This is a genomic window from Streptomyces sp. NPDC088817 (assembly GCF_044750345.1).
Lineage (GTDB): Bacteria > Actinomycetota > Actinomycetes > Streptomycetales > Streptomycetaceae > Streptomyces.
The window spans coordinates 23,276-49,180 of sequence record NZ_JBIVJN010000015.1; the positions used below are offsets into that span (position 1 = coordinate 23,276).

Sequence of the window (25,905 nt, forward strand, 5' to 3'; positions counted from 1 at the left end):
GCATAGCGTCGAAGCACACCGGACATCCCGGGCCGCGGCGTCACGCCGGAGGGGAAGAGACCGTACTTCCTTCTACGTCACGCAACGGCGCGCGACAGGAGCCAGAGGACAATGCAGACCAAGCTGGACGAAGCCAAGGCCGAGCTGCTCGAGAGGGCCGCCCGGGTAGCTGAGAACAGTCCGCTCGGGGGACACGCCCCGACCGGGTCGACGGGCGAGGGCATGCCGGACCGGGAGTCCGTGCTCGCGTTCCTCCAGCGCTTCTACCTGCACACCGCCCCCGAGGACCTCGCCGACCGCGACCCGGTCGACGTCTTCGGCACCGCCTACTCCCACTACCGCCTGGCCGAGAGCCGCCCGCAGGGCACGGCCAACGTCCGGGTCCACACCCCGACCGTCGAGGAGAACGGCTGGACGTGCAGCCACTCCGTCGTCGAGGTCGTCACCGACGACATGCCCTTCCTCGTGGACTCCGTGACGAACGAGCTGACCCGCCAGGGCCGCGGCATCCACGTGGTGATCCACCCGCAGTTCGTGGTGCGCCGTGACGTCACCGGCAAGCTCATCGAGGTGCTGCCCAGCGCGGCGCCCGGCGAGGAGCTGCCGCACGACGCGCACACCGAGTCCTGGATCCACGTCGAGACCGACCGCGAGACCGACCGCGCGGACCTCAAGCAGATCACCGCTGACCTGCTGCGCGTGCTGTCCGACGTCCGCGAGGCCGTCGAGGACTGGGAGAAGATGCGCCAGGCGGCGACCAGCCTCGCCGAGGACCTGCCCGGCGAGCCGGCCCCCGGCGACCTGCGCGCGCAGGAGGTCGAGGAAGCCCGCGAGCTGCTGCGCTGGCTGTCCGACGACCACTTCACCTTCCTCGGCTACCGCGAGTACCGGCTGCGTGACGACGACTCCCTGGCCGCCGTCCCCGGTACCGGTCTCGGCATACTGCGCGCGGACCCGCCGCACGCCGGCGACGACAGCCACCCGGTCAGCCCGTCCTTCGAGCGGCTGCCCGCCGACGCCCGCGCCAAGGCGCGCGAGCACAAGCTGCTGGTGCTGACCAAGGCCAACAGCCGGGCCACCGTCCACCGGCCGTCCTACCTGGACTACGTGGGTGTCAAGAAGTTCAACGACAAGGGCGAGGTCGTCGGCGAGCGCCGTTTCCTCGGCCTGTTCTCGTCCGCCGCCTACACCGAGTCCGTGCGCCGGGTGCCCGTCATCCGCCGCAAGGTCGAGGAGGTCCTGGAGCTCGCGGGCTTCTCGCCCAACAGCCACGACGGGCGCGATCTGCTCCAGATCCTGGAGACGTACCCGCGCGACGAGCTCTTCCAGACCCCGCCCGCCGAGCTCCAGGCGATCGCGACCTCCGTGCTGTACCTCCAGGAGCGCCGCCGGCTGCGCCTGTACCTGCGCCAGGACGAGTACGGCCGTTACTACTCGGCCCTCGTGTACCTCCCGCGCGACCGCTACACCACCGGCGTCCGCCTGCGGATCATCGACATCCTGAAGGAGGAGCTGGGCGGCACCAGCGTCGACTTCACGGCCTGGAACACCGAGTCGGTGCTCTCCCGGCTGCACTTCGTCGTCCGGGTGCCGCAGGGCACCGAGCTGCCGGAGCTGTCCGACGGCGACAAGGAGCGCATCGAGGCCCGCCTGGTCGAGGCCGCCCGCTCCTGGACGGACGCCTTCTCCGAGACGCTGACCGCCGAACTCGGCGAGGAGCGCGCGGCGGAGCTGCTGCGCCGCTACTCGGGCGCCTTCCCCGAGGGCTACAAGGCCGACCACACCCCGCGTGCCGCGGTCGCCGACCTGTGCCACCTCGAGCAGCTGGGCGAGGACAAGACCTTCGCGCTGAGCCTGTACGAGCCGGTGGGTGCCGCCGCCGGGGAGCGCCGGTTCAAGATCTACCAGAAGGGCGGCTCGGTCTCCCTGTCCGCCGTTCTGCCGGTGCTCAGCCGGCTCGGCGTCGAGGTCACCGACGAGCGGCCCTACGAACTGCGCTGCGTGGACCGTACGACGGCGTGGGTGTACGACTTCGGTCTGCGGATGCCGAAGGAGTCCGTCGGCACCGGCGACCACCTCGGTGACGACGCCCGCGAGCGCTTCCAGGACGCCTTCGCCGCCGCCTGGACGGGCAAGGCGGAGATCGACGGGTTCAACGCCCTGGTGCTCGGCGCCGGGCTGACCTGGCGTCAGGCGATGGTGCTGCGCGCCTACGCCAAGTACCTGCGCCAGGCGGGCTCGACCTTCAGCCAGGACTACATGGAGGACACCCTCCGCAACAACGTCCACACCACCCGGCTGCTGGTCTCCCTCTTCGAGGCGCGGATGTCGCCGGAGCGCCAGCGCGCCGGGCACGAGCTCGTGGACGCCCTGCTGGAAGAGGTCGACGCGGCCCTCGACCAGGTGGCGTCCCTCGACGAGGACCGGATCCTGCGGTCCTTCCTCACCGTCATCAAGGCGACCCTGCGCACCAACTTCTTCCAGGAGGCGCGGGGCGGCGGGCCGCACGACTACGTGTCCATGAAGTTCGACCCGCAGGCCATCCCGGACCTGCCGGCGCCGCGCCCGGCGTACGAGATCTGGGTGTACTCGCCGCGGGTGGAGGGCGTGCACCTGCGCTTCGGCAAGGTCGCCCGCGGTGGTCTGCGCTGGTCCGACCGGCGCGAGGACTTCCGCACCGAGATCCTCGGCCTGGTCAAGGCGCAGATGGTGAAGAACACCGTCATCGTGCCGGTCGGCGCCAAGGGCGGATTCGTCGCCAAGCAGCTGCCCGACCCGAGCGTGGACCGGGACGCGTGGATGGCGGAGGGCATCGCCAGCTACAAGACCTTCATCTCGGCGCTGCTCGACATCACCGACAACATGGTCGCCGGCGAGGTCGTGCCCCCGCAGGACGTCGTGCGCCACGACGGTGAGGACACCTACCTGGTCGTCGCCGCCGACAAGGGCACGGCGCGGTTCTCGGACATCGCCAACGAGGTCGCCGAGTCGTACGACTTCTGGCTCGGCGACGCCTTCGCCTCCGGCGGCTCGGCGGGCTACGACCACAAGGGCATGGGCATCACCGCCCGCGGCGCCTGGGAGTCCGTCAAGCGGCACTTCCGGGAGCTGGGCGTGGACACCCAGACCCAGGACTTCACGGTCGTCGGCATCGGCGACATGTCCGGTGACGTGTTCGGCAACGGCATGCTGCTGAGTGAGCACATCCGCCTGGTCGCCGCCTTCGACCACCGGCACATCTTCATCGACCCCGAGCCGGACGCGGCCGTCTCCTACGCCGAGCGCCGCCGCCTGTTCGAGCTGCCGCGTTCCTCGTGGGAGGACTACAACGCCGAGCTGATCTCGGCCGGCGGCGGGGTGTTCCCCCGTACGGCCAAGTCGATCCCGGTCAACGCGCACATCCGCGAGGCCCTCGGCATCGAGGCCGGTGTCACCAAGCTGACCCCGGCCGACCTGATGCGGGTGATCCTCAAGGCCCCGGTGGACCTGCTGTGGAACGGCGGCATCGGCACCTACGTCAAGGCGTCCACCGAGTCCCACGCCGACGTCGGCGACAAGGCCAACGACGCCATCCGCGTCGACGGCCGCGACCTGCGGGTCCAGGTCGTCGGCGAGGGCGGCAACCTCGGCTTCACGCAGCTCGGCCGGATCGAGTGCGCGACGCAGGGCGCCCGGATCAACACCGACGCCATCGACAACAGCGCCGGTGTGGACACCTCCGACCACGAGGTGAACATCAAGGTCCTGCTCAACGGCCTGGTCGCGGAAGGCGACATGACCGTCAAGCAGCGCAACAAGCTGCTCGCCGAGATGACCGACGAGGTCGGCGCCCTGGTGCTGCGCACCAACTACGCGCAGAACACCGCGATCGCCAACGCGCTCGCCCAGTCCAAGGACATGCTCCACGCCCAGCAGCGCTTCATGAAGCACCTGGTGCGCGAGGGTCATCTGGACCGGGCGCTGGAGTTCCTGCCCACCGACCGGCAGATCCGTGAGCGGCTGGCCGCGGGCAGCGGCCTGACCGGTCCGGAGACGGCCGTCCTGCTGGCGTACACGAAGATCACGGTCGCCGAGGAGCTGCTGCACACCTCGCTGCCGGACGACCCGTACCTGCGCGGCCTGCTGCACGCCTACTTCCCGGCCCCGCTGCGCGAGCAGTTCGCCGAGCGGATCGACAACCACCCGCTGCGCCGTGAGATCACGACGACCGTCCTGGTCAACGACACGGTCAACACGGGCGGTACGACCTATCTGCACCGCCTGCGGGAGGAGACCGGCGCGTCGCTGGAGGAGATCGTCAGGGCGCAGACCGTGGCCCGCACGATCTTCCGCTCGGCCCCGGTGTGGGACGCGGTCGAGGCGCTGGACAACAAGGTCGAGGCCGACGTCCAGACCCGTATCCGCCTGCACTCGCGCCGACTGGTCGAGCGCGGCACGCGCTGGCTGCTGAACAACCGGCCGCAGCCGCTGGAGCTCGCCGAGACCGTCGAGTTCTTCTCCGAGCGGGTCGGACAGGTGTGGGCCGAGCTGCCCAAGCTGCTCAAGGGCGCGGACCTGGAGTGGTACCAGCAGGTCTACGACGAGCTGTGCGGCGCCGGCGTCCCGGACGAACTGGCCACGCGCGTGGCCGGGTTCTCCTCCGCCTTCCCGGCGCTCGACATCGTCTCGGTGGCCGACCGCATGGGCAAGGACCCGATGGACGTCGCCGAGGTGTACTACGACCTCGCCGACCGCCTGCACATCACCCAGATGATGGACCGCATCATCGAGCTGCCGCGCGCCGACCGGTGGCAGTCCATGGCCCGTGCGGCGATCCGTGAGGACCTGTACGCGGCACACGCGGCACTGACCGCGGACGTGCTGGCCGCGGGCAACGGCACCGCCACGCCGGAGCAGCGCTTCAAGGTGTGGGAGCAGAAGAACGGGGCGATCCTGTCCCGGGCGCGTGCCACGCTCGAGGAGATCCGCAGCTCGGACGCGTTCGACCTGGCCAACCTGTCGGTGGCGATGCGGACCATGCGCACGCTGCTGCGCACGCACGCGTAACGCGCGGGAGGCCGACCCGTACCCGAGGGCGCCCCGGACCTTTCCGGTCCGGGGCGCCCTCATGCCGTCCACGCTTGCCGTCCACGCTCCCGCCCCTGCCGTCCTCCTGTCGTCGGCACCGTCATCCTGACGTCGTCCAGGAAACGCGGCCCGCCGAAATTCCCCTTTCCTGCCAAACGGGATCATTCGTATAAAGTTGCCGCGTGAACTCCCCCGGCAGTCGCACCCGGCTCCTGCGTCATGCGCGCCGCGCCGCCTGAGGCGCCGTCAGCGGATGCGGCCGTCGCCCGGCCGTCCACCGCCCCGGCAGGGGCCTTCGCGCCCCGCGCGGCCGTCGTGTTCCTCGTCGCCCTGCTGCTCCTGGTGGTCGTCCGGCTGCCCTGGGCCGGTGACCTGGGCATGCACGCGGCGACCATCCAGCGGCTGCGCCACAGCCTGTTCCACCCCGGCAACCCGCTCGTCGACGTCGACACCCCGAGCCCGTACTACTCGCCCTGGATGGTGCTGCTCGGGTGCGTCGCCCGGGCCGGCGGGCTGTCGGTGTTCGTGGTGCTGCGGCTCGCCGCGCTCACCGGGCTCACACTGCTCGCGACGGGCGTCTGGCGGTACGTCAGGACCCTGAGCGCGCACCGGGCCGCGCCCGCCCTTGCCGCCCTGAGCCTGGTGCTCCTGTGGGGCACGGAACTCATCAACTGGAGCGGCTTCCTCTCCCTCAACTCCCTCGCGCTGACGGTGTCGTACCCGAGCGTGTTCGCCCTCGGCCTCGCCTTCCACTACTGGGCTTGGCTCACGCGGGCGCTGCGCGTGGCGGCCGGGTGGGGGGTGTGGCTGGGGCTCGGGGTGCTGTGGGCGCTGATCCTGCTGTGCCATCAGTTCACCGGGGTCGTCGCCACGCTCGGCGGTCTCGCCGCGGTGCTCGCGGCCCGGCCCCCGCGGGCCCTGTGGCCGCGGCTCGGCGCCGGAGCCGCCCTGGGACTGCTGGTGCTGTGGCTGTGGCCGTACTACGACTTCTTCGCCCTGTTCTCGGCCGGAGGCGATCTGGAGGAGGTGCACCGGGCGCTCTACGAGCAGTTCCTCGGCCGCTACTGGCTGGCCCTGCTCGGAGTGGCCGCGCTGGTCCTGCGGTGGCGGCGGGACCGGCGCGACCCGCTGGTGGTCTTCTTCCTGCTGGGCGCGCTGATGTGCGCCGCGGGCTTCGCCACCGGCCACTACGCCTGGGGCCGTACCCTGCCCGCCGCCCTCGTCCCGGCGCAGCTCGCCGCCGCGCTGGAGGTGGTGCGCGGCGGCCCGCGGACCGTGCGGATCCGCTGGGCGTGGGTGCTGGGCGGCGCGCTGGCCGTGGGCGCGTGGACCCAGGCGGGCGTGCTCGGGTACGTGTTCGGGCGCGAGGCGCTGCCGGACGTGCTGTCGGCCGGGTACACCCGGACGTGGGACGGGTACTACTGGATCACGCCGTACGTGAAGTACGGGGATGTGGTCATGGCCCGCGACCTGCCCTCCCGGCTGATCCCGGCCTACGGCCCCTACACCGTCGCCCCCGGCTACCCGGACTTCTTCCTGCCGGACGAGTCGCGGCGGGAGTGGGCGGTGCGGCTCTACTACACGCGCCGCACGCCGGAGGGCGTACGCCGGGAGATCCTGCGCACCTACGACGTGCGCTGGGTCGTGGACCGGAGCACGCCCCGCCGCGACCCCGAACTGCGGGTGGTGACCCGCGGTCCGGGCGGCCAGATCCTGTACGCGGTGAGGCCCTGACCGGTCCGCCGAGGGCGCCGAAGGCGTCGGAGGTGAGGGACTACCGCTTGGCCTTCTTCTTGGCGGAGCCGCCCGTGAAGGCCTCGTAGGCCTCGAGGACCTCCTCGGTGGGGCCGTCCATGCGCAGTTCGCCGCGTTCCAGCCACAGGACGCGCTCGCAGGTGTCGCGGATGGAGGAGTTGCTGTGGCTGACCAGGAACACGGTGCCGGCCTGGGTGCGCAGCTCGCGGATCCGCTTCTCCGAGCGCTGCTGGAAGGAGCGGTCACCGGTGGCCAGTGCCTCGTCGATCAGCAGGACGTCGTGGTCCTTGGCGGCGGCGATGGAGAAGCGCAGCCGGGCGGCCATGCCGGAGGAGTAGGTGCGCATCGGGAGCGTGATGAAGTCGCCCTTCTCGTTGATGCCGGAGAAGTCGACGATGTCCTGGTAGCGCTCCCTGATCTCCTCGCGGGACATGCCCATGGCCAGTCCGCCGAGGAGGACGTTGCGTTCACCGGTCAGGTCGTTCATCAGCGCCGCGTTCACGCCGAGCAGCGAGGGCTGTCCGTCGGTGTAGATCCTGCCGTTCTCCACGGGCAGCAGTCCGGCGACCGCCTTGAGCAGCGTGGACTTGCCGGAGCCGTTGGTGCCGATCAGGCCGATCGCCTCGCCCTTGTAGGCGACGAACGAGACGTTCTTGACCGCGTGCACCCGGCGTACGCCGGCCGCCTTCTCCGCCTTCTCGCGGCGCAGGATGCGGTTGAGTGCGGCGGTCGCGGAGCCCCGGCCGGAGCCGGTGCCGTTGACCCGGTAGACGATGTCGACGCCGTCGACGACGACGGTGGGGACCTTGTCGGTGTTCAGCTCAGCCACGACCGTACGTCTCCTCAGCCTTCCAGAAGTAGATGAAGCCGCCGACCCCGGCGAGCAGGGCCCAGCCCAGCGCGAAGGCCCACACATGGTGGGGGAGCTGGTGGGCCTTGAAGCTGTCGATCAGCGCGAAGCGCATCAGGTCGATGTAGACGGCGGCCGGGTTGGACTGCAGCAGCACCTTCAGCACGTGCGGCATGTGGCTGCGGTCCAGGACCTTGTCGATGCTCCACATCACGCCGGAGACGTACATCCAGGTGCGCAGGAGGAACGGCATCAGCTGGGCGATGTCCGGGGTCTTGGCGCCCATCCGGGCCATGATCATGGAGACACCGGCGTTGAACACGAACTGGAGCAGCAGCACCGGGACGGCCAGCGCCCACGACATGGAGGGCACCATGCCGAAGCAGAACAGGATCATCACGAGGGCGACCATCGAGAACAGCAGTTGCTGGAGCTGCTGCAGCGCGAAGGAGACCGGCAGCGCGGCGCGCGGGAAGTGCAGGGCCCGCACCAGGCCGAGGTTGCCGGAGATCGCCCGGGTGCCCGCCATGATCGAGTTCTGGGTGAACGTCCAGATGAACACGCCCGTCACCAGGAACGGGATGTAGTCGGCCACGCCCCGGCTGGTGCCCAGGAGGATGCCGAAGATGAAGTAGTACACCGCCGCGTTCAGGAGGGGGGTGGCGACCTGCCAGATCTGGCCCAGCTTCGCCTGGCTGTACTGGGAGGTGAGCTTGGCGGTGGCGAAGGCGCTGATGAAGTGGCGCCGCGCCCAGAGCTGGCGGACGTACTCGGGCACGGAGGGACGGGCGCCGCTGACCGACAGGCCGTGGCGGACGGCGAGCGCCGAGAGGGGGTGCTCGGCCGCGGCCGGTGTGTGGGGCGGTGTGTGGAGGACCTGGCTCACATCCGCTGCTTTCGCTCGGGGGGAGGTGGTGCGGGGGTCCGGCTCCGGGTCGTCGATCGTTTCCTTACGCTTCTCTTCATGTTTTCTTACGTCGGAACGGGACCGTATCGTCGCAACGCGAGCGTACGGCGAAGGCACGCCGCAACGCAACCGTTTCGTCGTAACGCCCTATGCTTGGCCCCATGACGACGAACGCCGACGAGCCCCAGACGCGCCCCCGCCGCCGGGTCCCCGCCGGAGCGGCCGTGCTCCGCGAGGACGTGACGGAGGCGATCCGCGCGGCGGTCTTCGAGGAACTGGCGTCCGTCGGCTACGCGCGGATGTCCATCGAGGGGATCGCGCGGCGCGCGGGCGTCGGCAAGACGGCCGTCTACCGCCGGTGGCGTTCCAAGCTGCATCTGGTGCTGGACATCGTCTCGGCGCTCGCCGTGCAGGGCCTGCCCGCGCCGGACACCGGCTCCCTGGAGGGCGATCTGCGGCTGCTGTACGAGGTGACCTCCCGGGCCCTGCGCCACCCCATCGCCTCGCAGATCATCCCCGACCTCCAGGCGGAGGCGGCCCGCAATCCGGACATCGCCGAGGCCATGCAGAAGGCGCTGCGCGACGGCCAGGAGAGCGTGGCCAGCAGCATCCTGGCGGCGGCCGAGCGCCGCGGCGAGATCAGCCCCGGTCTGGACCGGGACCTGGCCCTCGACCTGATCTCGGGCCCGCTGTACTGGCGCGCGGTCGTCATCCGCACGCCGAAGCTCCCCAAGGGCTACCTGGCCGCCCTCACCCACGGCACGGCCGAGGCGCTCAAGGCCCTCTGACCGCGGGGCCCCGCGGGCAAGAACGCCACCGGGTCCGCGGGCGAGGCGGACCCGGTGGCGTCCCTGCAGGCGGGGTCAGGACCGGGGGTGGTGGTGGAGCCAGCCCTGCCAGGCCGTGCTGATCATGTCGCGGAGGTCGCGGCGGGCCTTCCAGCCGAGTTCCATGGTGATGCGGTCGGCGGAGGCGACCACGCGGGCGGGGTCGCCGGGGCGGCGGGGGACGACCGTCGGAGGCCTGTCGTAGCCGGTGACGGCGTTGATCGTGTCGATCATCTCGCGCACCGAGACCCCCTCCCCGCGGCCGATGTTCAGCGTGAGGTCGCGGCCCGGGGAGGAGCGCAGGGCGCGCGCCGCGGCCACGTGGGCCTCCGCGAGGTCCGCCACGTGGATGTAGTCACGGATGCAGGTGCCGTCCGGCGTGGGGTAGTCGTCCCCGAAGACGAGCGGGGGCTTGTCCTCGGTCAGCCGTTCGAAGACCATCGGGACCAGGTTGAAGACCCCGACGTCGGCCAGCCCCGGGTTCGCCGCGCCCGCCACGTTGAAGTACCGCAGGGACGCCGTCGACAGTCCCGTCGCCCGGCCGGTCGCGCGCACCAGCCACTCGCCGGCCAGCTTCGTCTCGCCGTACGGCGACATCGGCACGCACGGCGTCTCCTCCGTCACCAGGTCCACATCGGGCATGCCGTACACGGCCGCCGAGGAGGAGAACACGAAGGAACCGACCCCGGCCGCCGTCACCGCCTCCAGCAGGATCCGCAGGCCCTCGACGTTGTGCCGGTAGTAGAGCAGGGGCTGCTCCACCGACTCGCCCACCTGCTTCTTCGCCGCCAGGTGGACGACACCGGTCACCTCGTGCTCGGCGAGGGCGCGCGCCACCCGGTCGCCGTCCAGCGTGGAGCCCTCCACCAGCGGGACGCCCCGCGGGACGCGCTCGGCGAAGCCGGTGGACAGGTCGTCGTACACCACCGCCCGCTCGCCCGCCTCCGTCATCGCGTGGACGACGTGCGCTCCGATGTAGCCGGCGCCGCCGGTGATCAGCCAGGTCATGCGGGCGTCTCCTCGTCAGTTGGCCCAGGTCGGGGTGAGTATGCGGATCGTGGCACGCTCACCGGGGCGCGGTCCGGTGGAGCAGACGGCGCAGCCTGCCCCGCAGCACGGACGTCATCCCGCTCAGTCCCGCCGCCAGCCGCAGCGCCAGCGCGCCGGAGTGCGTGGCGTAGGGCTGGACCAGCAGGACGCCGTAGCGCACGCTCGGTACGACACTGCGGCGCAGCAGACCCGCGCCCGTGCGCGCGTGCGCCGTCACCTCACGGCTCGCGCCGTCGGTGAAGCGCACCCGCAGCCGCAGGTCCCAGGTGCCGGCCCCCAGCCCTGCGAGCTCCACGGCCGTCTCGGCCGACCAGGTGCCGTCCTCGGACGGCGTGAGCGGGACGGCGGCGTGCTGGACCGTGCGTCCCGCCTCACGGTGCCGCCACTCCACCTCCAGCACCTCGGGCCCGGCGGACGCCACCCTGCCGTACAGGTCGTGCAGGCGAAGGCGCAGCAGGCTGGTGCCCGCGTGGGGGTGCAGTTCCGCGTCCACGGCCAGCGGCAGGACGTGGATCGGCCGGACCAGGTAGGGTTCCAGGCTGATCTGGGGAAGATCGTCCGCCCAGACGGGGGTGCCGTCCTTGTCCCGGGCGTAGGGCGGGCACAGCCGGGACGGGCGGGCGGCGAACTCCTTCAGACGCGCGAGATCCCGCGGCTCGGGCGACGCGAGAATCACTCGTCCGAGGAGGCGTCCGGAGGCCGTCGGGTTGACAGCCCAGTCGGCCGCGTCGTATTCGCCGAGATACTTCCGCGTGTGGGCCCACCACGCGCGCCGGTACTCCGCGTCGCGCAGGCCCAGCTCACGCGCGTACATGCGCAGTTCGTGGTCGAGGAACTTGGCGCGGGCCGCCCGCGCGAGCTCCTTCTGACCGGCGCTCAGCAGGATGTCGTACGCCGTCCGGCCGGCCTCGGTGCGCGCCTGCCAGTTCTCGATGTCCGCGCGGTCCAGCGAGATCGACAGCCGTCCGGCGGACCGGCGTACGTTCCACACGTAGACCTGGTCCGGGATGAGGGCCATGCGCGGCCCGGCGGCCAGCACGCGCGCGGTGAACACGATGTCCTCGTAGGGGAAGCGCCCTTCGGGGAAGCGGATCGCGTGCTCGCGCAGGAAGTCGGTGCGGTACAGCTTGTTGACGCACAGGGTGTCGTGCACGAGGCGCGGGTGGTGCGCGGGGCGCGCGAGGACGGCGCCCTCGGCGTACAGCTTGCCCTGCCACGGCACTTCGCGCCCCGAGGGCAGCTCACGGCGCACGCACAGGCCGCTGACGACCTCGGCCTGCTCCTCCCGGGCGGCGGCGAGCAGCGCGTCCACCGCGCCCGGCGGGAGTACGTCGTCACTGTCGAGGAACATCACGTACGGCGTCGTGACCGCGTCGATGCCGGTGTTGCGCGGGGTGCCGCAGCCGCCGCTGTTCTCCTCGCGCCTGATCACCCGCACTCTCGGTTCGGCCGCGGCCAGCCGGTCGAGCAGCTCGGAGGTGCCGTCGGTCGAGCAGTCGTCGACGGCGACGACCTCGCTGACGGGGCCCTGCGCTAGTGCCGAGCGCACGGCGTCGGTTATGTGGGCGGCGTCGTTGTAACCGATCACGACAACGCTGACGTCGACTGACTGGGGCTGCAGAGGCATGAAGTCCACGGGCGGGAATAGTAGGGGCGGTCGGTAATCTCCCGTTAAGAGGGACTTAGCGTCCCATGGGGAAGACGGTGTGGGCCCGGTTCGGGTTCCCCTTCCCGCGTCATCCATTTCGTCGATCGCCACAACCGGGCGAAAGAGAATAGCGCGGCGGCGGCCAGCAGACCGTTGCGCGTGACCATGAGCGCGCAACCTGTCCACGTGCAGGCCACGACCTGGTGGTACAGCGCGGGATAGGCGATCACGCTGACCGGGCTCGCCAGTGCGATCAGCGCGGCGGCCGGGCGCTGCGTGGTCAGCGGTGACGTCAGGCACACCGCCGCGAGGCCGAGCAGCCACACCATGTACTGCGGGCTGATCACCCGGCTGGTCACGGTGAACAGCAGCACGGCGCTCAGCGCGGCGTCGTACGGGGTCGCGGGCGTCCAGTGCCGGGCCCGGATCCGCCACAGCACCAGCAGCCCGAAGGCGCTCGCCGACAGGGCCAGCGAGAGATGCGCGACGGTGGAGACGTACGGTCCGGTGAACTCCAGGGCCCCGTACCGGTAGCGCACCCGGCCCGGCCAGCCGGCGTGCCGGGCCAGCGCGAGCGCGGTGCCGCCGAACGACTCGATCTGCACGCCCCGGCCGCCCTGCTGGCGTGCGAAGGCGAGCGGGTTCCTGAACAGGGCGGCGAGGACGGTCAGCGCGACGGCGCCGGTGGCGGCCGCCCAGGTCCACGCCGAGCGGGTCGGACGGCCCCGGGGAAGTCCGAGCAGCGCCAGGACCGGCCACACCTTCACCAGGGCGCCCAGCGCGGCGAGTGCGCCGCACGCGCGCGGGGAGCGCGACAGGGTCAGCAGGGACAGCACGGCCAGGGCGGTCGCCTGGATGTCGTAGCGGGCCAGCGGGACGTGCAGCAGCAGGGGCAGGCCCAGCGTCCAGTAGCCGGCCCCGCGCAGGCTGCGGCCCGGCCGGGTGCCCGCGTGCGCCAGCGCCAGCGTGACCAGCGCGTCGACGGCGAGGGTGAGCACCACGAACGCCTGGAAGTAGGTCAGGCCCGGCAGCAGCGCGGGCGACAGCAGCACCGGACCGGCGCCCGGCGGGTACTGCCACAGCGTGTCGTGCGCAGGGAACGCGCCGTGGGACAGCAGGACGTACCAGTGCTGGTACAGCTTCCACACCTCGCGCGCCACCGAGCCACGGCCGAGCAGAGGCAGTCCGTTGTGGGCGAGCAGCCACAGCATCAGGGCGCGCGTGAGGAGCCAGGCGGCCGTCAGGCCGAGGAGGCGGTGTCTCGTCGACGGACGCGCGGGAAGACGCCGCGTCACGCTCTGGAACGCACTCATCACGGCGGATCGTAATCCGATGGAAAGCCGTATATGTGCTGATACGCGGCTCGTCGTCGGTAAGAGCCTGCCAAGTGGACCAAACCGGCCCCGGCGCCCTCACCGGGCTCACCGGGAGGGGACGAGGGCCGGGGACGTCCGCCGCGGGCCGGAGCGCCACACGCTCCAGCAGCAGCGGCACCCCCACCACCGGCAGCAGCCAGGCCGTCACGATCAGCCGTTCGATCGCGGCCGGAGGCCTGGGCGGGCAGGTGGGCGACCTTTCCGGAGGCCGCGGGCGCCGCCGCCGGATCCGGTGTCCACTCCGTGTCGCCGAGGATCAGGGTCCGCACCACCCGCTCGGCCGCCCAGCCGTCGTCGAACTCGCAGAAGCGCTCCCGGAGGCCGGTCCGCAGCCGCGCCGACTCGGCGTCCCGCCAGTCGCCGGAGGTGAACAGCCGCGCCAACTCCTCTTAGGTGCGCGATACATGGCTCGGCGGTTCGGCGGTTGTTGATTCGGTCCGCTGCGTGCATACGGACTCCCAAAAGAGCAAACGGTGTTCAAAGGCTCCGGGTGACGGCCCGCCGACCGGCGGGTTGCGGCACGGTTGCGAGCGGGCATCGGACCGGGGGCGGGCCGGTGCCTGCCCGCCCCCAAGTCCCGCTCCAATGCGGCTACTTGACCGCGCCCGCCATCACGCCGGAGACGAACTGGCGCTGGAAGGCGAAGAACACGGCCAGCGGGATCACCATGGAGATGAACGCCCCGGGCGCCAGAACGTCGATGTTGTTGCCGAACTGGCGTACCTGCGTCTGGAGGGCGACCGTGATCGGCTGCGTACCGGACTTGGTGAACACCAGCGCGACCAGCATGTCGTTCCACACCCACAGGAACTGGAAGATGCCGAGGCTCGCGATCGCGGGCCCGCCGAGCGGCATCACCACGCGGGCGAACAGCCGCAGTTCACCGGCGCCGTCGAGGCGGGCCGCCTCCAGCAGTTCGCGGGGGATCTCCGCGAAGAAGTTCCGCAGCAGGAACACCGCGAACGGCAGGCCGTAGCCCGTGTGGAAGAGGATCACCCCGAAGATCGTGCCGAACAGGCCGAGCCTGCCGAACAGTTCGGCGATCGGGATCAGCGCGACCTGCACCGGCACGACCAGCAGTCCGACCACGGCCAGGAACCACCAGTCCCGGCCGGGGAACTCCATCCACGCGAAGGCGTAGCCCGCCAGCGAGCCGACGAGGACCACCAGGAGCGTCGCCGGCACGGTGATCAGCACGGTGTTCACCAGGGAGTCGGTGATGTCACCGTTCGCCAGCAGTTTCCGGTAACTGCCGAAGGTGAGCTGCGCGGGCTTGCTGAAGACCGTCCACCAGCCGCTCGCGCTCATGTCCTCGGGCGCGCGCAGCGACGACAGCAGCAGGCCGATCGTGGGGACCAGCCAGAACAGGCCCACCACGATCAGGAAGACGCGCACCGCTCCGCCGCCGGCGGCCTCCGCCAGCCGCGACCCGAGGGACCGCTGTGCCGTCACGGCCCCGGGACCGGGCGCCGTCCTCGCCGGGCTCTCGGCCTGCGCCGTCATCGCCGCACCTCCCGCCGCAGCCGCCGCATGTTGAACAGCATCACCGGGACGACCAGCAGCAGCAGGAACACCGCGATGGCGCTGGCGATGCCGGGTTGCCCCTCCGAGAAGCCCTTGCGGTACAGCTCCAGGGCCAGCACGTTGGCGTCGTCCTGGGAGGATCCCGGGGCGATGATGAAGACCAGGTCGAAGATCTTCAGCACGTTGATCATCAGGGTGACCACGACGACCGCGAGCACGGGCGCCAGCAGCGGCACCGTGACCCTGCGGAACACCTGCCACTCGTTGGCGCCGTCGACCCGGGCCGCCTCCAGCAGCTCCCTGGGCACGCCCGCGAGCCCGGCGGCGATCAGCACCATCGCGAACCCGGCCCACATCCACACGTACGCCCCGATGATGGCCGGGGTCACCAGGGTCGGGCCCAGCCAGTCCACGCCGTTGTACGGCGCCTTGAAGTTGCCCGCCGGGAGCCGCAGTCGAGCGCCGTCCGCCTCGGCGGGCAGGGTGAACGTGCCGTCGTCGGCGGCCTTCGTCGACGCGACCACCCTGCCGTCCCTGACCGCCTCGATGCGCATCCCGGCGTAGCCGAACTCCGACGGGTCGACCGCGCCGAGCCTCCCGACGCCCTTGCCGCGTGTGAAGTCCTGCCAGGCGGTGCCGGTGATCCTCCCGGCCTCCGGCTCGGCCTGTACGGCCCTCTTCGCACTCTTGGGCATCTGGTCGGGGGCGACGCCGACGAGGGGCAGGGCCACCCACTCGCCGGTGCGTACCGTGGCCGAGGTGATGAAGCCGCCCCGGTCCGGCCGCAGCGGCGAGTCGCGGCCCGGGTGGGCCTTCGGGAACGCCGAGGACTGCGCGAAGGTGTCGTGCACACCGACCCACACCGCGTTGGCTACGCCCCGGTCCGGGTCCTGGTCGTACACCAGCCGGAAGATGATCCCGGCCGCCAGCATGGAGATCGCCATCGGCATGAAGACGACCAGCTTGAACGCCGTTCCCCAGCGCACCCGTTCGGTCAGCACCGCGAAGACCAGGCCGAGCGCGGTGGCGACCGCCGGCGCGAACACCACCCAGATGATGTTGTTCTTCAGCGCGGTGCGGATGCCGTCGTCGGTGAACAGGGCCTTGTAGTTGTCGAATCCGGCGAATCCGTCGCCGGAGGCGTCGTAGAAGCTGCGGACGACCGAGTACCCGATGGGGTAGACCACGAGCGCGCCGAGCAGCACCAGGGCGGGCAGCAGGAAGAGGGCCGCCACGGTCCTGCGGGTGCCGGTCACGCTCTTGCGACGACGGGGCGCGGCGGGACCCGTCGGGGCTCCCGCCGCCGTGGCCGGCGTCATCGCCGGATCAGCTCCCGCCGCCGTACGCCGCCGCCGCGTCCTTCTCCAGCCTCGCCTGGGTGCCCGCGACGTCCGACGGGTTCTTCAGGAAGTCCTGGAGTTCCTTCCACTCGCCCTTGCCCGGCGTGCCGCCGAAGGCCTGCGGGGCCTGGTCGGACATGTCGAAGCGGAAGTCGTCGCCCGAGTCGATCAGCGCCTTGGCGATCTTCTGCTGGACCGCGTTCGGATACGCCGAGTCGGGCACGTTCTTGTTCGGCGACAGATAGCCGCCGAGCTTCGCCTGGATCGTCGCCGCGTCCGCCGAGGCCAGGAAGGTGACCAGGGCCTGGGCCGCCTTGGAGTCCTTCAGGATCACGGCCGCGTCGCCGCCGGAGACGACCGGCGGGGTGGGGCCCACGGCCGGGAACGGGAACACCTTCGCGTCCGTGCCCACCTCGGCCTTGGTCTCGCCGATGTTGACCTGGGCGAAGTCGCCCTCGTAGACCATGCCGGCCTTCGGCTGGTCGCCGCCGGTGAAGGTCTGGGTCACCGAGGCCGGGAACTCGGTCTGGAGCGCGCCGTCCGGGCCGCCCGCGATGTAGTCCTTCCTGGACCAGATCTGGGCGAGCGTGGTGAGCGCGTCCTTGACGGACGGGTCCGTCCACTTGATCTTGTGCTGGGCGAGCTGGTCGTACTTCTCCGGGCCCGCCTGCGAGAGGTAGACGTTCTCGAACCAGTCGGTGAGGGTCCAGCCGTCGGCGCCGCCCACGGAGAACGGGGTGACCCCCGAGTCGTAGACCTGCTGCGCGGCGCTCAGCAGTTCCTTCCAGGTTTTCGGCTCGCTCGCGCCCGCGTTCTCGAAGACCTTGGCGTTGTACCAGATCAGCGACTTGTTGGCGGCTTTGTAGTAGGCGCCGTACTGCGTGCCGTCGACCTTGCCGATGTCCTGCCAGCCCTGCGAGTAGTTCCTGGCGAGCTGCGCCTGTGCCTCCGGACCGAGGGGCTTGGCCCACTTCTTTTCCACGGCCTGCTTGATGGCACCGGGCTGCGGCAGCAGCGCCACGTCCGGCGGCTGGCCGCCCGCGACCTTGGAGCCGAGGAAGTTGATGATCGGGTCCTGGGCGGGGACGAAGGTGACCTTGGCGCCGGTGCGTTTCTCGAACTCGGCGAGGACCTGCTTGAAGTTCTTCTGCTCGCCGCCGGTCCAGACGGCGGCGACCTCCAGCGTCGCGCCGTCCAGTTTGGGCAGAGCGACGGCGGCGCCGGGCTTCGTGCCCCTGCCGCTCCGGTCGTCGCCGCTCTTCTTGTCGTCGCTTCCGCCGCCGCACGCGGTGAGGGAGAGGGCCAGTGCTCCCGCGGCGACGGCCGCGGCGGTCCTGGCGGCCCTGTGGCTGAGGATGGTGCTGCTCGTGCTGCGCATGAGTGCCCCGTTCTCCGTTACTCGTCGAACGTCCGAGCGCTGTCCCGTGGGCTCTGGTGTACGCCGGGGCCCGGGAGTCGGCAAGGGCGCCCACGGTGTCAACCGGGCGATCGTGACCACGTCGTGACTCAGGGTCAGATACCGATCACGGTGACGAGGGGCCGGTGACGTGGGGCGTATGGCGGTGACGGGGTTGATGGCGGGGGCGGGGCTGCCGGTGGCGACGGGGCCCGGTTACCGGGACGCGTGCAGAAAGCCCCGGCGTTCACGCCGGGGATGAATGCATCTCAAGCAGGAAGCCCCCGGAAGGGCCAGCCGGCCCAGGCCGGAATTCCTGGACTTCAGGCCAGGGAGCACGTCAAAGCAACGAGGGAATGCGGGCCGCCGACACCTCCCGCGCCGCCCGCTCCAACGCGCTTGCCAGCAGGGCCAGATCCGTCGGCCCGTTGCCCAACTCCCGTACCGAGCGCCGGGCGGGCGGGTCGCCCATGCGGTGCCACTCCAGGGGGACGACCGTGGGGCGCTGGGTCGCGGTGCGGGGGATACGGCCCGTGACGCGACCGCCCTGGAACGGCGTCACCCGGCCGTCCGCACAGGCCAGCCGGCCGCGTCCGGGCGCCGGCTCGTCCGGCCCCTGGGCCGGCGCGTCCAGCGTGACCCGCAGTGCGGCCCGGCGCGCGGGTTCGGTCTGCGCCGTACGGCCGCCGGGCGTGGTGGCCGCCACCAGGTGGACGCCGAGGCGCTCGCCCTCGCGGGCCACCGCCTCCAGCGCGCGGATGACCGACCCGGCCGAGGGCCGGCCGGGCGAACCGAGCGAGGGGGAGACCAGAGCGTCGAGGTCGTCGACGACCACCACCAGCCGGGGCAGCGGTGGCGCGGCCTCCGCCTGCCGGCGGGCGGCGCCGGGCCTCAGCCGCATCGTCGAACTGGGCGGGCTGTCGAGGTCTCCCGCACCGCCGACGCCCGGTCCGGCCGGGCCCGTGCCGGCGTGCCCCGGCGGGAACGCGCCGTGAACGGCCGCCGCACGCTGCCCGGCCCGGACCGCGTCCACGCCGGTCGCCCTGGGGCCGGGCAGAGCCGTGGGGGCCGTGCCGGGGCCGGTGGGGTCCGCGGGGGCCGCCTGGCCGGGCGCTGTCGCTCGCTGCGGGGTGCCGGTGGCCTGGGGGTCGGCTGCGTCCGCGCCGGTTGTCCTCGTGCCGTGCGGGACCGTGCGGGCCGGGCCTGCGCCGTGGCCGGGCTCGTACGTGCTGCGAGGTGTCGGCCCTTGTTGCGAGGTGCCGGTGCCGGTCGTCCTCGGGCCGGGCAGGGCCGGGCCTGCGCCGGTGCGGCTGGACTCGTACGTGCTGCGGGGCGTTGTCCCTTGCTGCGAGGTGCCGGTTGTGCCGGTTGTGCCGGTTGTGCCGGTGTCGCTCGTCCTCGGACCGGGCAGAGCCGTGCCCGCGGCGGTGTGGCCGGGTTCGTGCGTGCCGCGGGGCGTCGTCGCTCGCTGCGGGGTGCCGGTGGTGGGGGAGTCGGCCGCGCCCGCGTGGGCCGAGGTCGGGCCGGAGGGGGCCGGTGTGCGTTGGGGGGCGATGCGGCCGGAGACCTCGCGGCGGGTGTGCCACTCGGTGAAGTCCGTGAGGCCCACCAGCTCGGCCCGGCGTTTCAGCTCGGCGCTCAGCGACTGGGCGAACTCCCGCATGCGCACGGGGTCGTTGGCGGTGAGGTGGGTGGTCACGTGCGGCACGTCCGTGCAGACCCGCAGGCCGTCCCCGTGTCCACCGCCCGCGCCGGTGCCGTCCCGGCCGTCCACCAGCACGATGCCGAGGCGGTCGGGGCGCTCGGCGGAGGCGAGCGAGGCGACGACGGACCGCAGCAGTTCCGTACGGCCGCTGCCCGCCGGACCCTCGATCAGCAGATGCGGTCCGTCCGCCGCGAGGTCGGCGCAGACCGGCCCGCGCGGACCGGCGCCCAGTATCGTCCAGGCGCGCCCGCCCAGGGCCGCCGTGTCGTCGGCCGCGTCCGCCCAGCGGGTCTGGAGCGAGGCCGGGGTGGCCCGGGCCAGCCCCAACTCGTCGAGCAACCGCGCCGACAGGGGCAGCGGCGCCGACACCCGGGCCGGCCGGTCCGCTGCGGGCCCGTCCGTCCGCAAGGGCGCCAGGGCCCGCGCGAACCGCTCGGCCCACGCCAGGGACACCGCGTCGACGACGGCGACGGTGCCGGGGGGTATGGGATCGCGGTGCGGGGCCCGTGCCGCCGGTGCCCCGGAGGCCCCGCCCGCGCGCGGGGCGCGAAGGGGATCGTCCGGGTGCCGCCGGATCCGCTCGGCCCCGCCGTCCGGCCGGGGCGCGGCCGGGTGCCCCGCGACCCGCATCAGCCGCAGCGCCGTCGCCACGTCACCGCTGAGCAGCGCGACGGCCCCGCACTCCCCGAACCCCGGCGACACCGCGCACGCCGACTCGTAGGTGTCCGTCACCGGGGACGCGGGCGAGGCGGGCGTCGTCTCGGCGAGACACAGCACGTGTATCCCGGCCCGCGGGCCGTCGTGCGCCAGGCGTGCCACCGCCTCGCGCGCCCCCGCGCCGCCGGGGTCGCCGTCCACGACCACCACCGTGTACGGCCCCGCGAAGCCCCGTTCGCCCGCCGGGTCGCCGTCCCGCGTCCCGGCGGGCCGCGGCGCGCCGGACTGCGCGTCGTCCGTCCCGGAGGCGGGCTCGCCGCGCAGGTGGTCCGCGGTGTGGTCCGTGTGGTGTGCCGTGCGGTCCTCGACGCGCCGCAGGAGTTCGTCCGTGCGGGCCGCGGCCTGCTCGCGGTCGTGGGCGAGCAGGAGGCGGCAGTCCTGGCCGTGGGCCGGGCGGACGTGGGGCAGCCAGCCGAGCCAGGACCACTCGGCGGTGCGCTCCTCCAGCGGGCGGCCGCCGTCGGCGCTGATCAGCACGATCTCAAGGGTGTCCGGGGAGTGCGCCGCGGCGAGCTGGGCGAGCACCGCGCGGGCCAGCCCCGACAGACGGGCGCGCGGTCCGGCCAGGCCGAGCGCCCCCACCTCGCGCAGGTCGGCGGTGACCGGGACCGCGGGCAGCAGCCCCGAGCCGTCGGGCGCCGGCCGGTCGGCCGTGCCGAGCCGCACGGTGAGCGCCTCCGGGTGCCCCGGCCCGCGCTCCCACAGCCGCGGCCCCGGGCCCAGCGCCGCGAGGAGCAGGGCCGCCGGGTCCGGCCAGGTGTCCGGCTGCTGCGGCGCCGCGCACCACGCGGGCGCGTCCTGCGCGCGCGTGCCCGCCGCGCCGCCGTCGTACGTCCCCCGCCGGTCGGACGCCTGCTCGCCGCGTCCGCCGGTGAGCCGCCGCGCCCACGCCCCGAGTCCGCCGCGCCGCCGCAGGACCTGCGGCACGCCGGTGCCGCCGTCGGCCGTGATGGCGAAGGGCACGGGCGGCGGCGCCGAGCCGTGCGGGCCCTGGCCGTTCTCGATCCGGGGCGCGCCGGCCCGCGCGGGAACCACGGTCGGGTCGACGGGCCCGTGCGCCTGGGGGTGCGGCGGGTGCGGCGCGAACGTTCCCCGGTGGGTCACGGTCGGGCCCGCGGCGTCGCCGTACGCGCGCGTGGCCGCCGCCTGAGCACCGCTGCCGTCGCCCGCGCCGTCCCGCACGCGCGCGTGTGAGGGAGTGGAGGTGGCCGGTGCGGGGGTGTTCTCGGCGGGGAGCCGCACATGGCCCTCCCCGTCGGGTGTCGTCCGTACGCGGGCGTCCGGACCCGCGGCCGGTGTCAGGCGCAGGGCCGACTCGCCGATGCGCAGCAGCGCTCCCGGCGCGAAGCGGACCGGACGGGATCCGACGGGACTGCCGCCAAGGACCGTGCCGTTGGTGGAGCCCAGGTCGGCGACCGAGACGCCGCCGTCGGGAGCGACCGTCACCGCGCAGTGCACGCGCGAGACGTCGGGGTCGTCCAACGGCACGTCCGCGTCGGCGGATCGGCCCACCGTGATCTGCCCGCCGTGCAGCAGGTGCACCCCGCCCGCGTCAGGACCCGCGACCACGTGCAGCTGGGTCGGCGCGTCGTCGAGCTCGGGGTGGGGCTCGGGGTCGGCGGGGGCGCCGAGGGACAGCACCGCGCCGTCGAGCAGCGGGGGCTCGCCGAGCGTGCAGCGCTGGGCGTCCAGCCGCTCCGCGCCCGAGTACAGCACCACGGGTCCCGCTCCCGGCTCCCGGCCGCCGGACGCGCCACGCTCCCGGCCGCCACGCTCGGACGCCGAGGTCCCCTCGCCGCAGACCGCCGCGGCCAGTGACGCCGCCACCGCGGCCAGGGCGGTGCCGGCGGGCGCCGTGACCAGTACGTCGCAGCTCGCCGCTCGGCCGCGCGCCGGTGGGGGGCCGCCCCGCTCCTGCGAGGCCGAGACCGTGGGGGAGGGCGGGCCCAGCGGATCTACGACGGTCAGCCGGATCTGCATCGCCGTCAGCGGTCCCTTCTGCGCGGGCGCCCGCGACCGGCGTGGGGCGAAACCGCCCCGCGGTCCCCCACCGCGGACTTTCCCCCACCACCGCACGAGCACGTCGGCCAGTTCTGGAGGCATCCTCGCACCTACCACCGACAGCGCGCCCGCCGCCCACCGCCAAGTGATCTTGATTGGTCGGCTCTGCCCGCAAAAGTTCCCGGCACATGCCCGTCGAATGTCCGCTCGATGCCTGCTTGGGATCGTTCATGTCCGTACGGGGCAACCAACCGACCCGTGCCGAGCGTCTTTCCGTCGAACATGTACGGGGCCCCGTGCGTACGTCGCCGTGGAAGGAGCCGGCGAGACGCGGTGCCAGGGCCTGCGAGCCCGGCACGATCCAAATGAGAGGCCCTAAAGTGGGTCGGAACACCCGCGCGGCGGGTCGCGGCACCCGCGGGACGCCCCGGGGGCGCGGGTTCAGGCAAGCAAGCAGCAGGGAGCGCATGACGTGCGGCCGGTAGGCAGCAAGTACTTCCTGGAGGAGCCGCTCGGACGCGGTGCCACCGGGACCGTCTGGCGAGCCCGCATGGGGGCACCCCCTGCTCCGGAGCTCGTCGCAGGAGCTTGGGGGAGGATGGCGGCGGGCGCCGAGGCGGCCGTGCCCGGGCAGCCCGGTGAGACCGTCGCCATCAAGGTCCTCAAGGAGGAGCTGGCGAACGACTCCGACATCGTGATGCGGTTCCTGCGGGAGCGGTCCGTCCTGCTCCGGCTGACCCATCCGAACATCGTGCGGGTGCGCGACCTGGTGGTCGAGGGCGATCTGCTGGCGCTGGTCATGGACCTCGTCGACGGCCCCGACCTGCACCGCTACCTGCGCGAGAACGGCCCCTTCACGCCCGTGGCCGCCGCGCTGCTCACCGCCCAGATCGCCGACGCGCTCGCGGCCAGCCACGCCGACGGGGTCGTGCACCGCGACCTGAAGCCGGCCAACGTCCTGCTGCGGCAGGACGGCGGGCAGATGCACCCGATGCTCACCGACTTCGGCATCGCCCGTCTGGCCGATTCACCCGGACTCACTCGCACCCACGAGTTCGTCGGCACGCCCGCGTACGTCGCGCCCGAGTCCGCCGAGGGCCGGCCGCAGACCTCCGCCGTCGACGTCTACGGCGCCGGGATCCTGCTGTACGAGCTGGTCACCGGCCGTCCGCCGTTCTCCGGCGGGTCCGCGCTCGAGGTCCTGCACCAGCATCTGAGCGCCGAGCCGCGCCGCCCGTCCACCGTCCCGGACCCGCTGTGGACGGTCATCGAGCGCTGCCTGCGCAAGAACCCCGACGAGCGGCCCAGCGCCGAGAACCTCGCCCGGGGCCTGCGCGTCGTCGCCGACGGCGTGGGCGTGCACGCGGGCGCCGCGCAGATCGCCGCCGCGGAGGCCGTGGGCGCGCTGCTGGCACCCGACCCGGCACCCGCGCCCGTGCCCGCTCCCGACGTGCCCGGCGCCGCCGACCCCACCCAGGTGCTGCCGCAGGGCGCGGCGTCGTACGACCCGAACGCCGCGACCAGCGTCCTGCCGCACACGGGCATGCCCGGCGCGGCCGATCCGACCACCGTGCTGCCCGCCCACGGCGGCGGCGACTCCACACGCGTGATGCCGCCGATGCCGCAGGGCCCGCCCGGCGACATGAACGGCGCGGGCGGTCCGTACGGGGACCAGCAGCCCGAGCAGCCGCACCCCTGGCAGAACCAGCTGCGCGCCGCCCGCGACCGCAACGAGCAGACGCAGGTCCAGTACCTGGACCCCGGCGAGGACCCGCTGCGCCGCCGCCCCCAGCGGCAGGTCGCCCGGCCCCAGCAGCCGCCGCGCCGGTCGCAGGCCCCCCAGGCGCAGCCCCGCGGCTACCAGCAGCAGCAACAGCCGCAGCGGTACGCGCCCCAGCCGCAGCGGTACGCGCCGCCCGCCCAGCCCGAGCCCCGGCGGCCGGTCCGCGAGCCGAGGCCGCCGCGGCAGCGCAGCGCGAACCCGATGAAGATCCCCGGTCTCGGCTGCCTCAAGGGCTGCCTGTTCACGATCATCATCCTGGTGGTGGCGGGCTGGCTCGTCTGGGAACTGACGCCGCTGCACGAGTGGTTCGGGACCGGCAAGGGCTACTGGGACCAACTGGGCTCCTGGGCCGGCAAGGTGGGCGACTTGTTCAAGGAACTCGGCGGCGGGGACGGCGGCAGCAACTAGGCGCGGGTCTGGGGATTTGTCGACAGCCGGCGGGTGAATTCCTGTTCCGTGGTGAGGGTTGGCTCGCCGGACGCGTAGCTTTGTCGGCAACACGCGTCTGTAGGAGCAGTCTTGGCACGGAAGATCGGTAGCCGGTACACCGCCAACCAGATCCTGGGGCGGGGCAGCGCCGGCACGGTGTGGCTCGGCGAAGGACCCGACGGCCCTGTCGCCGTCAAGCTGCTGCGCGGGGACCTCGCGTCCGACCAGGAACTCGTGGGCCGCTTCGTGCAGGAGCGGACGGCGCTGCTGGGCCTGGAGCACCCGCACGTGGTCTCCGTACGGGACCTGGTGGTCGACGGCAACGACCTGGCCCTCGTCATGGACCTGGTCCGCGGCACGGACCTGCGCACCCGGCTGGAGCGGGAGCGGCGGCTGGCGCCCGAGGCGGCCGTGGCGATCGTGGCGGATGTGGCGGACGGACTCGCCGCGGCGCACGCGGCCGGGGTCGTGCACCGGGACGTCAAGCCGGAGAACGTGCTGCTGGACATGCAGGGACCGCTCGGCCCCGGCGGCGCGCATCCGGCGCTGCTGACCGACTTCGGTGTGGCCAAACTCATCGACTCCCCGAAGCGGACCCGGGCGACGAAGATCATCGGTACGCCGGACTATCTCGCGCCGGAGATCGTGGAGGGCCTGCCCCCGCGGGCCGCCGTGGACATCTACGCGCTGGCCACGGTCCTGTACGAGCTGCTGGCGGGCTTCACCCCGTTCGGCGGCGGGCATCCGGGCGCGGTGCTGCGCCGGCACGTCACGGAGACGGTGGCGCCCCTGCCGGGCATCCCGGACGAGCTGTGGCGGCTGATCGTGCAGTGCCTGGCCAAGGCGCCGGCGTCGCGGCTGCGGGCCTCGGAGCTGGGCGACCGGCTCAGGGAGCTCCAGCCGATGCTCGTGGGGATGCCGCCGCTGGACGTGGACGAACCGGAGGCGGAGGCCTCGCGGGAGGCGGGCGAGGAGACGTCGTCCGACCGGCCGGTGCCGCCCAGCGGGCCCGGGGAGCGGGTACGGCGCGGAGCGGTCCCGTTGGTGCCCGGGGCGAAGCCGGACTCCAACCGGGACACGCACACGTCGATGCGGGTGCCGGCACCGGACGAGCTGGCGGGAGGCGCGCGGGGCACGGCCCGGGTGCCGCGGGCGACGGGCGCGCCGCGCCCCGGCTCCGCCGCCCGCCACCGGGCCGCGGCACGGCGGCGGAGGCTGACGCTGGCCGTCGCGGGCGTGGTGGTCGCGGGGGTACTCGGGGCGGGCGTGTGGTGGGCGTCGTCGGAGGACGGACCGGACGGGACCCCGGGGACACCGGGCCACTCGGTGTCCCCGTGACGGCGCCCCCGGCCTCCGGGGTTGCGCCCCGCCTCCACTCACCCGCCCGTCTCGGGGCCTGAAGGCCCCGGGCCGGCCCCTGCCGATCACTCACGCCACAGCCCTGCGGGCACCCTCCCCCGGCGCGAGAGCCGGGCCCGCGGCCTGCCCACCAACAGTCCGGCAGGCGAGGACGGCCGGCCGGTTGAAATG

15 protein-coding genes are annotated in these 25,905 nt (G+C 73.0%); 5 read left to right on the plus strand and 10 right to left on the minus strand.

Going from position 1 to position 25,905, the window contains the following annotated elements:
* Positions 1–111 precede the first annotated feature (111 nt).
* Entirely contained in the window at positions 112–5,046 is a 4,935-nt protein-coding gene (locus tag ACIP4X_RS25365; protein ID WP_391457848.1) for an NAD-glutamate dehydrogenase domain-containing protein, read from the plus strand.
* Positions 5,047–5,286: 240 nt separating this feature from the next.
* Positions 5,287–6,801 (plus strand): hypothetical protein, encoded by a 1,515-nt coding sequence (locus ACIP4X_RS25370; RefSeq protein ID WP_401350768.1) that lies wholly within the window; start codon positions 5,287–5,289, stop codon positions 6,799–6,801.
* 40 nt (positions 6,802–6,841) lie between these two features.
* On the opposite strand, the gene ACIP4X_RS25375 is transcribed toward ACIP4X_RS25370, so the two are convergent.
* Together ACIP4X_RS25375 and ACIP4X_RS25380 are read right to left on the minus strand one after the other, a co-directional pair.
* Entirely contained in the window at positions 6,842–7,651 is an 810-nt protein-coding gene (locus tag ACIP4X_RS25375) for an ABC transporter ATP-binding protein (RefSeq protein WP_358728047.1), read from the minus strand.
* Entirely contained in the window at positions 7,644–8,558 is a 915-nt protein-coding gene (locus ACIP4X_RS25380; RefSeq protein WP_358728049.1) for an ABC transporter permease, read from the minus strand. Before ACIP4X_RS25380 ends, ACIP4X_RS25375 begins: the two co-directional genes overlap by 8 nt.
* 170 nt (positions 8,559–8,728) lie before the next feature.
* Here ACIP4X_RS25380 and ACIP4X_RS25385 point away from each other — a divergent pair, with 170 nt between their 5' ends.
* Entirely contained in the window at positions 8,729–9,367 is a 639-nt protein-coding gene (locus tag ACIP4X_RS25385; RefSeq protein ID WP_358728050.1) for a TetR/AcrR family transcriptional regulator, read from the plus strand.
* Between the two features lie 75 nt (positions 9,368–9,442).
* On the opposite strand, the gene galE is transcribed toward ACIP4X_RS25385, so the two are convergent.
* From galE to ACIP4X_RS25425, 8 genes are all read right to left on the minus strand, one after another.
* Entirely contained in the window at positions 9,443–10,414 is a 972-nt protein-coding gene (gene galE, locus ACIP4X_RS25390) for a UDP-glucose 4-epimerase GalE (protein ID WP_358728051.1), read from the minus strand.
* 58 nt (positions 10,415–10,472) lie between these two features.
* Entirely contained in the window at positions 10,473–12,083 is a 1,611-nt protein-coding gene (locus ACIP4X_RS25395; protein ID WP_391458142.1) for a glycosyltransferase, read from the minus strand.
* A 44-nt stretch (positions 12,084–12,127) separates the two neighbouring features.
* Positions 12,128–13,417: a glycosyltransferase 87 family protein gene (locus ACIP4X_RS25400; RefSeq protein WP_358728053.1), complete on the minus strand. Its 1,290-nt coding sequence runs from the start codon at positions 13,415–13,417 to the stop codon at positions 12,128–12,130.
* A complete protein-coding gene (locus ACIP4X_RS25405; RefSeq protein WP_401350771.1) occupies positions 13,417–13,863 on the minus strand; it encodes a CDP-glycerol glycerophosphotransferase family protein in 447 nt (148 codons plus the stop codon). The genes ACIP4X_RS25400 and ACIP4X_RS25405 overlap by 1 nt, the downstream gene beginning before the upstream one ends.
* A gap of 208 nt (positions 13,864–14,071) precedes the next feature.
* Positions 14,072–14,983, minus strand: a complete 912-nt coding sequence (locus tag ACIP4X_RS25410) for a carbohydrate ABC transporter permease (protein ID WP_358728055.1) — start codon at positions 14,981–14,983, stop codon at positions 14,072–14,074.
* On the minus strand, positions 14,980–16,323 hold the full coding sequence (locus ACIP4X_RS25415; protein ID WP_358728057.1) for a sugar ABC transporter permease: 1,344 nt from the start codon (positions 16,321–16,323) through the stop codon (positions 14,980–14,982). Before ACIP4X_RS25415 ends, ACIP4X_RS25410 begins: the two co-directional genes overlap by 4 nt.
* 7 nt (positions 16,324–16,330) lie before the next feature.
* Complete coding sequence (locus tag ACIP4X_RS25420) at positions 16,331–17,722, minus strand: ABC transporter substrate-binding protein (protein WP_401350773.1); 1,392 nt, start codon at positions 17,720–17,722, stop codon at positions 16,331–16,333.
* A gap of 358 nt (positions 17,723–18,080) precedes the next feature.
* Positions 18,081–22,142, minus strand: a complete 4,062-nt coding sequence (locus ACIP4X_RS25425; protein ID WP_401350897.1) for an FHA domain-containing protein — start codon at positions 22,140–22,142, stop codon at positions 18,081–18,083.
* A gap of 493 nt (positions 22,143–22,635) precedes the next feature.
* Between ACIP4X_RS25425 and ACIP4X_RS25430 the strand changes: the two genes are divergently transcribed.
* Both ACIP4X_RS25430 and ACIP4X_RS25435 read left to right on the plus strand, forming a co-directional pair.
* Entirely contained in the window at positions 22,636–24,354 is a 1,719-nt protein-coding gene (locus tag ACIP4X_RS25430; RefSeq protein WP_358728061.1) for a serine/threonine-protein kinase, read from the plus strand.
* Between the two features lie 111 nt (positions 24,355–24,465).
* The gene (locus ACIP4X_RS25435; RefSeq protein ID WP_401350775.1) at positions 24,466–25,713 is read left to right on the plus strand and encodes a serine/threonine-protein kinase; all 1,248 of its coding nucleotides are present in this window, start codon (positions 24,466–24,468) and stop codon (positions 25,711–25,713) included.
* Positions 25,714–25,905: the final 192 nt, after the last annotated feature.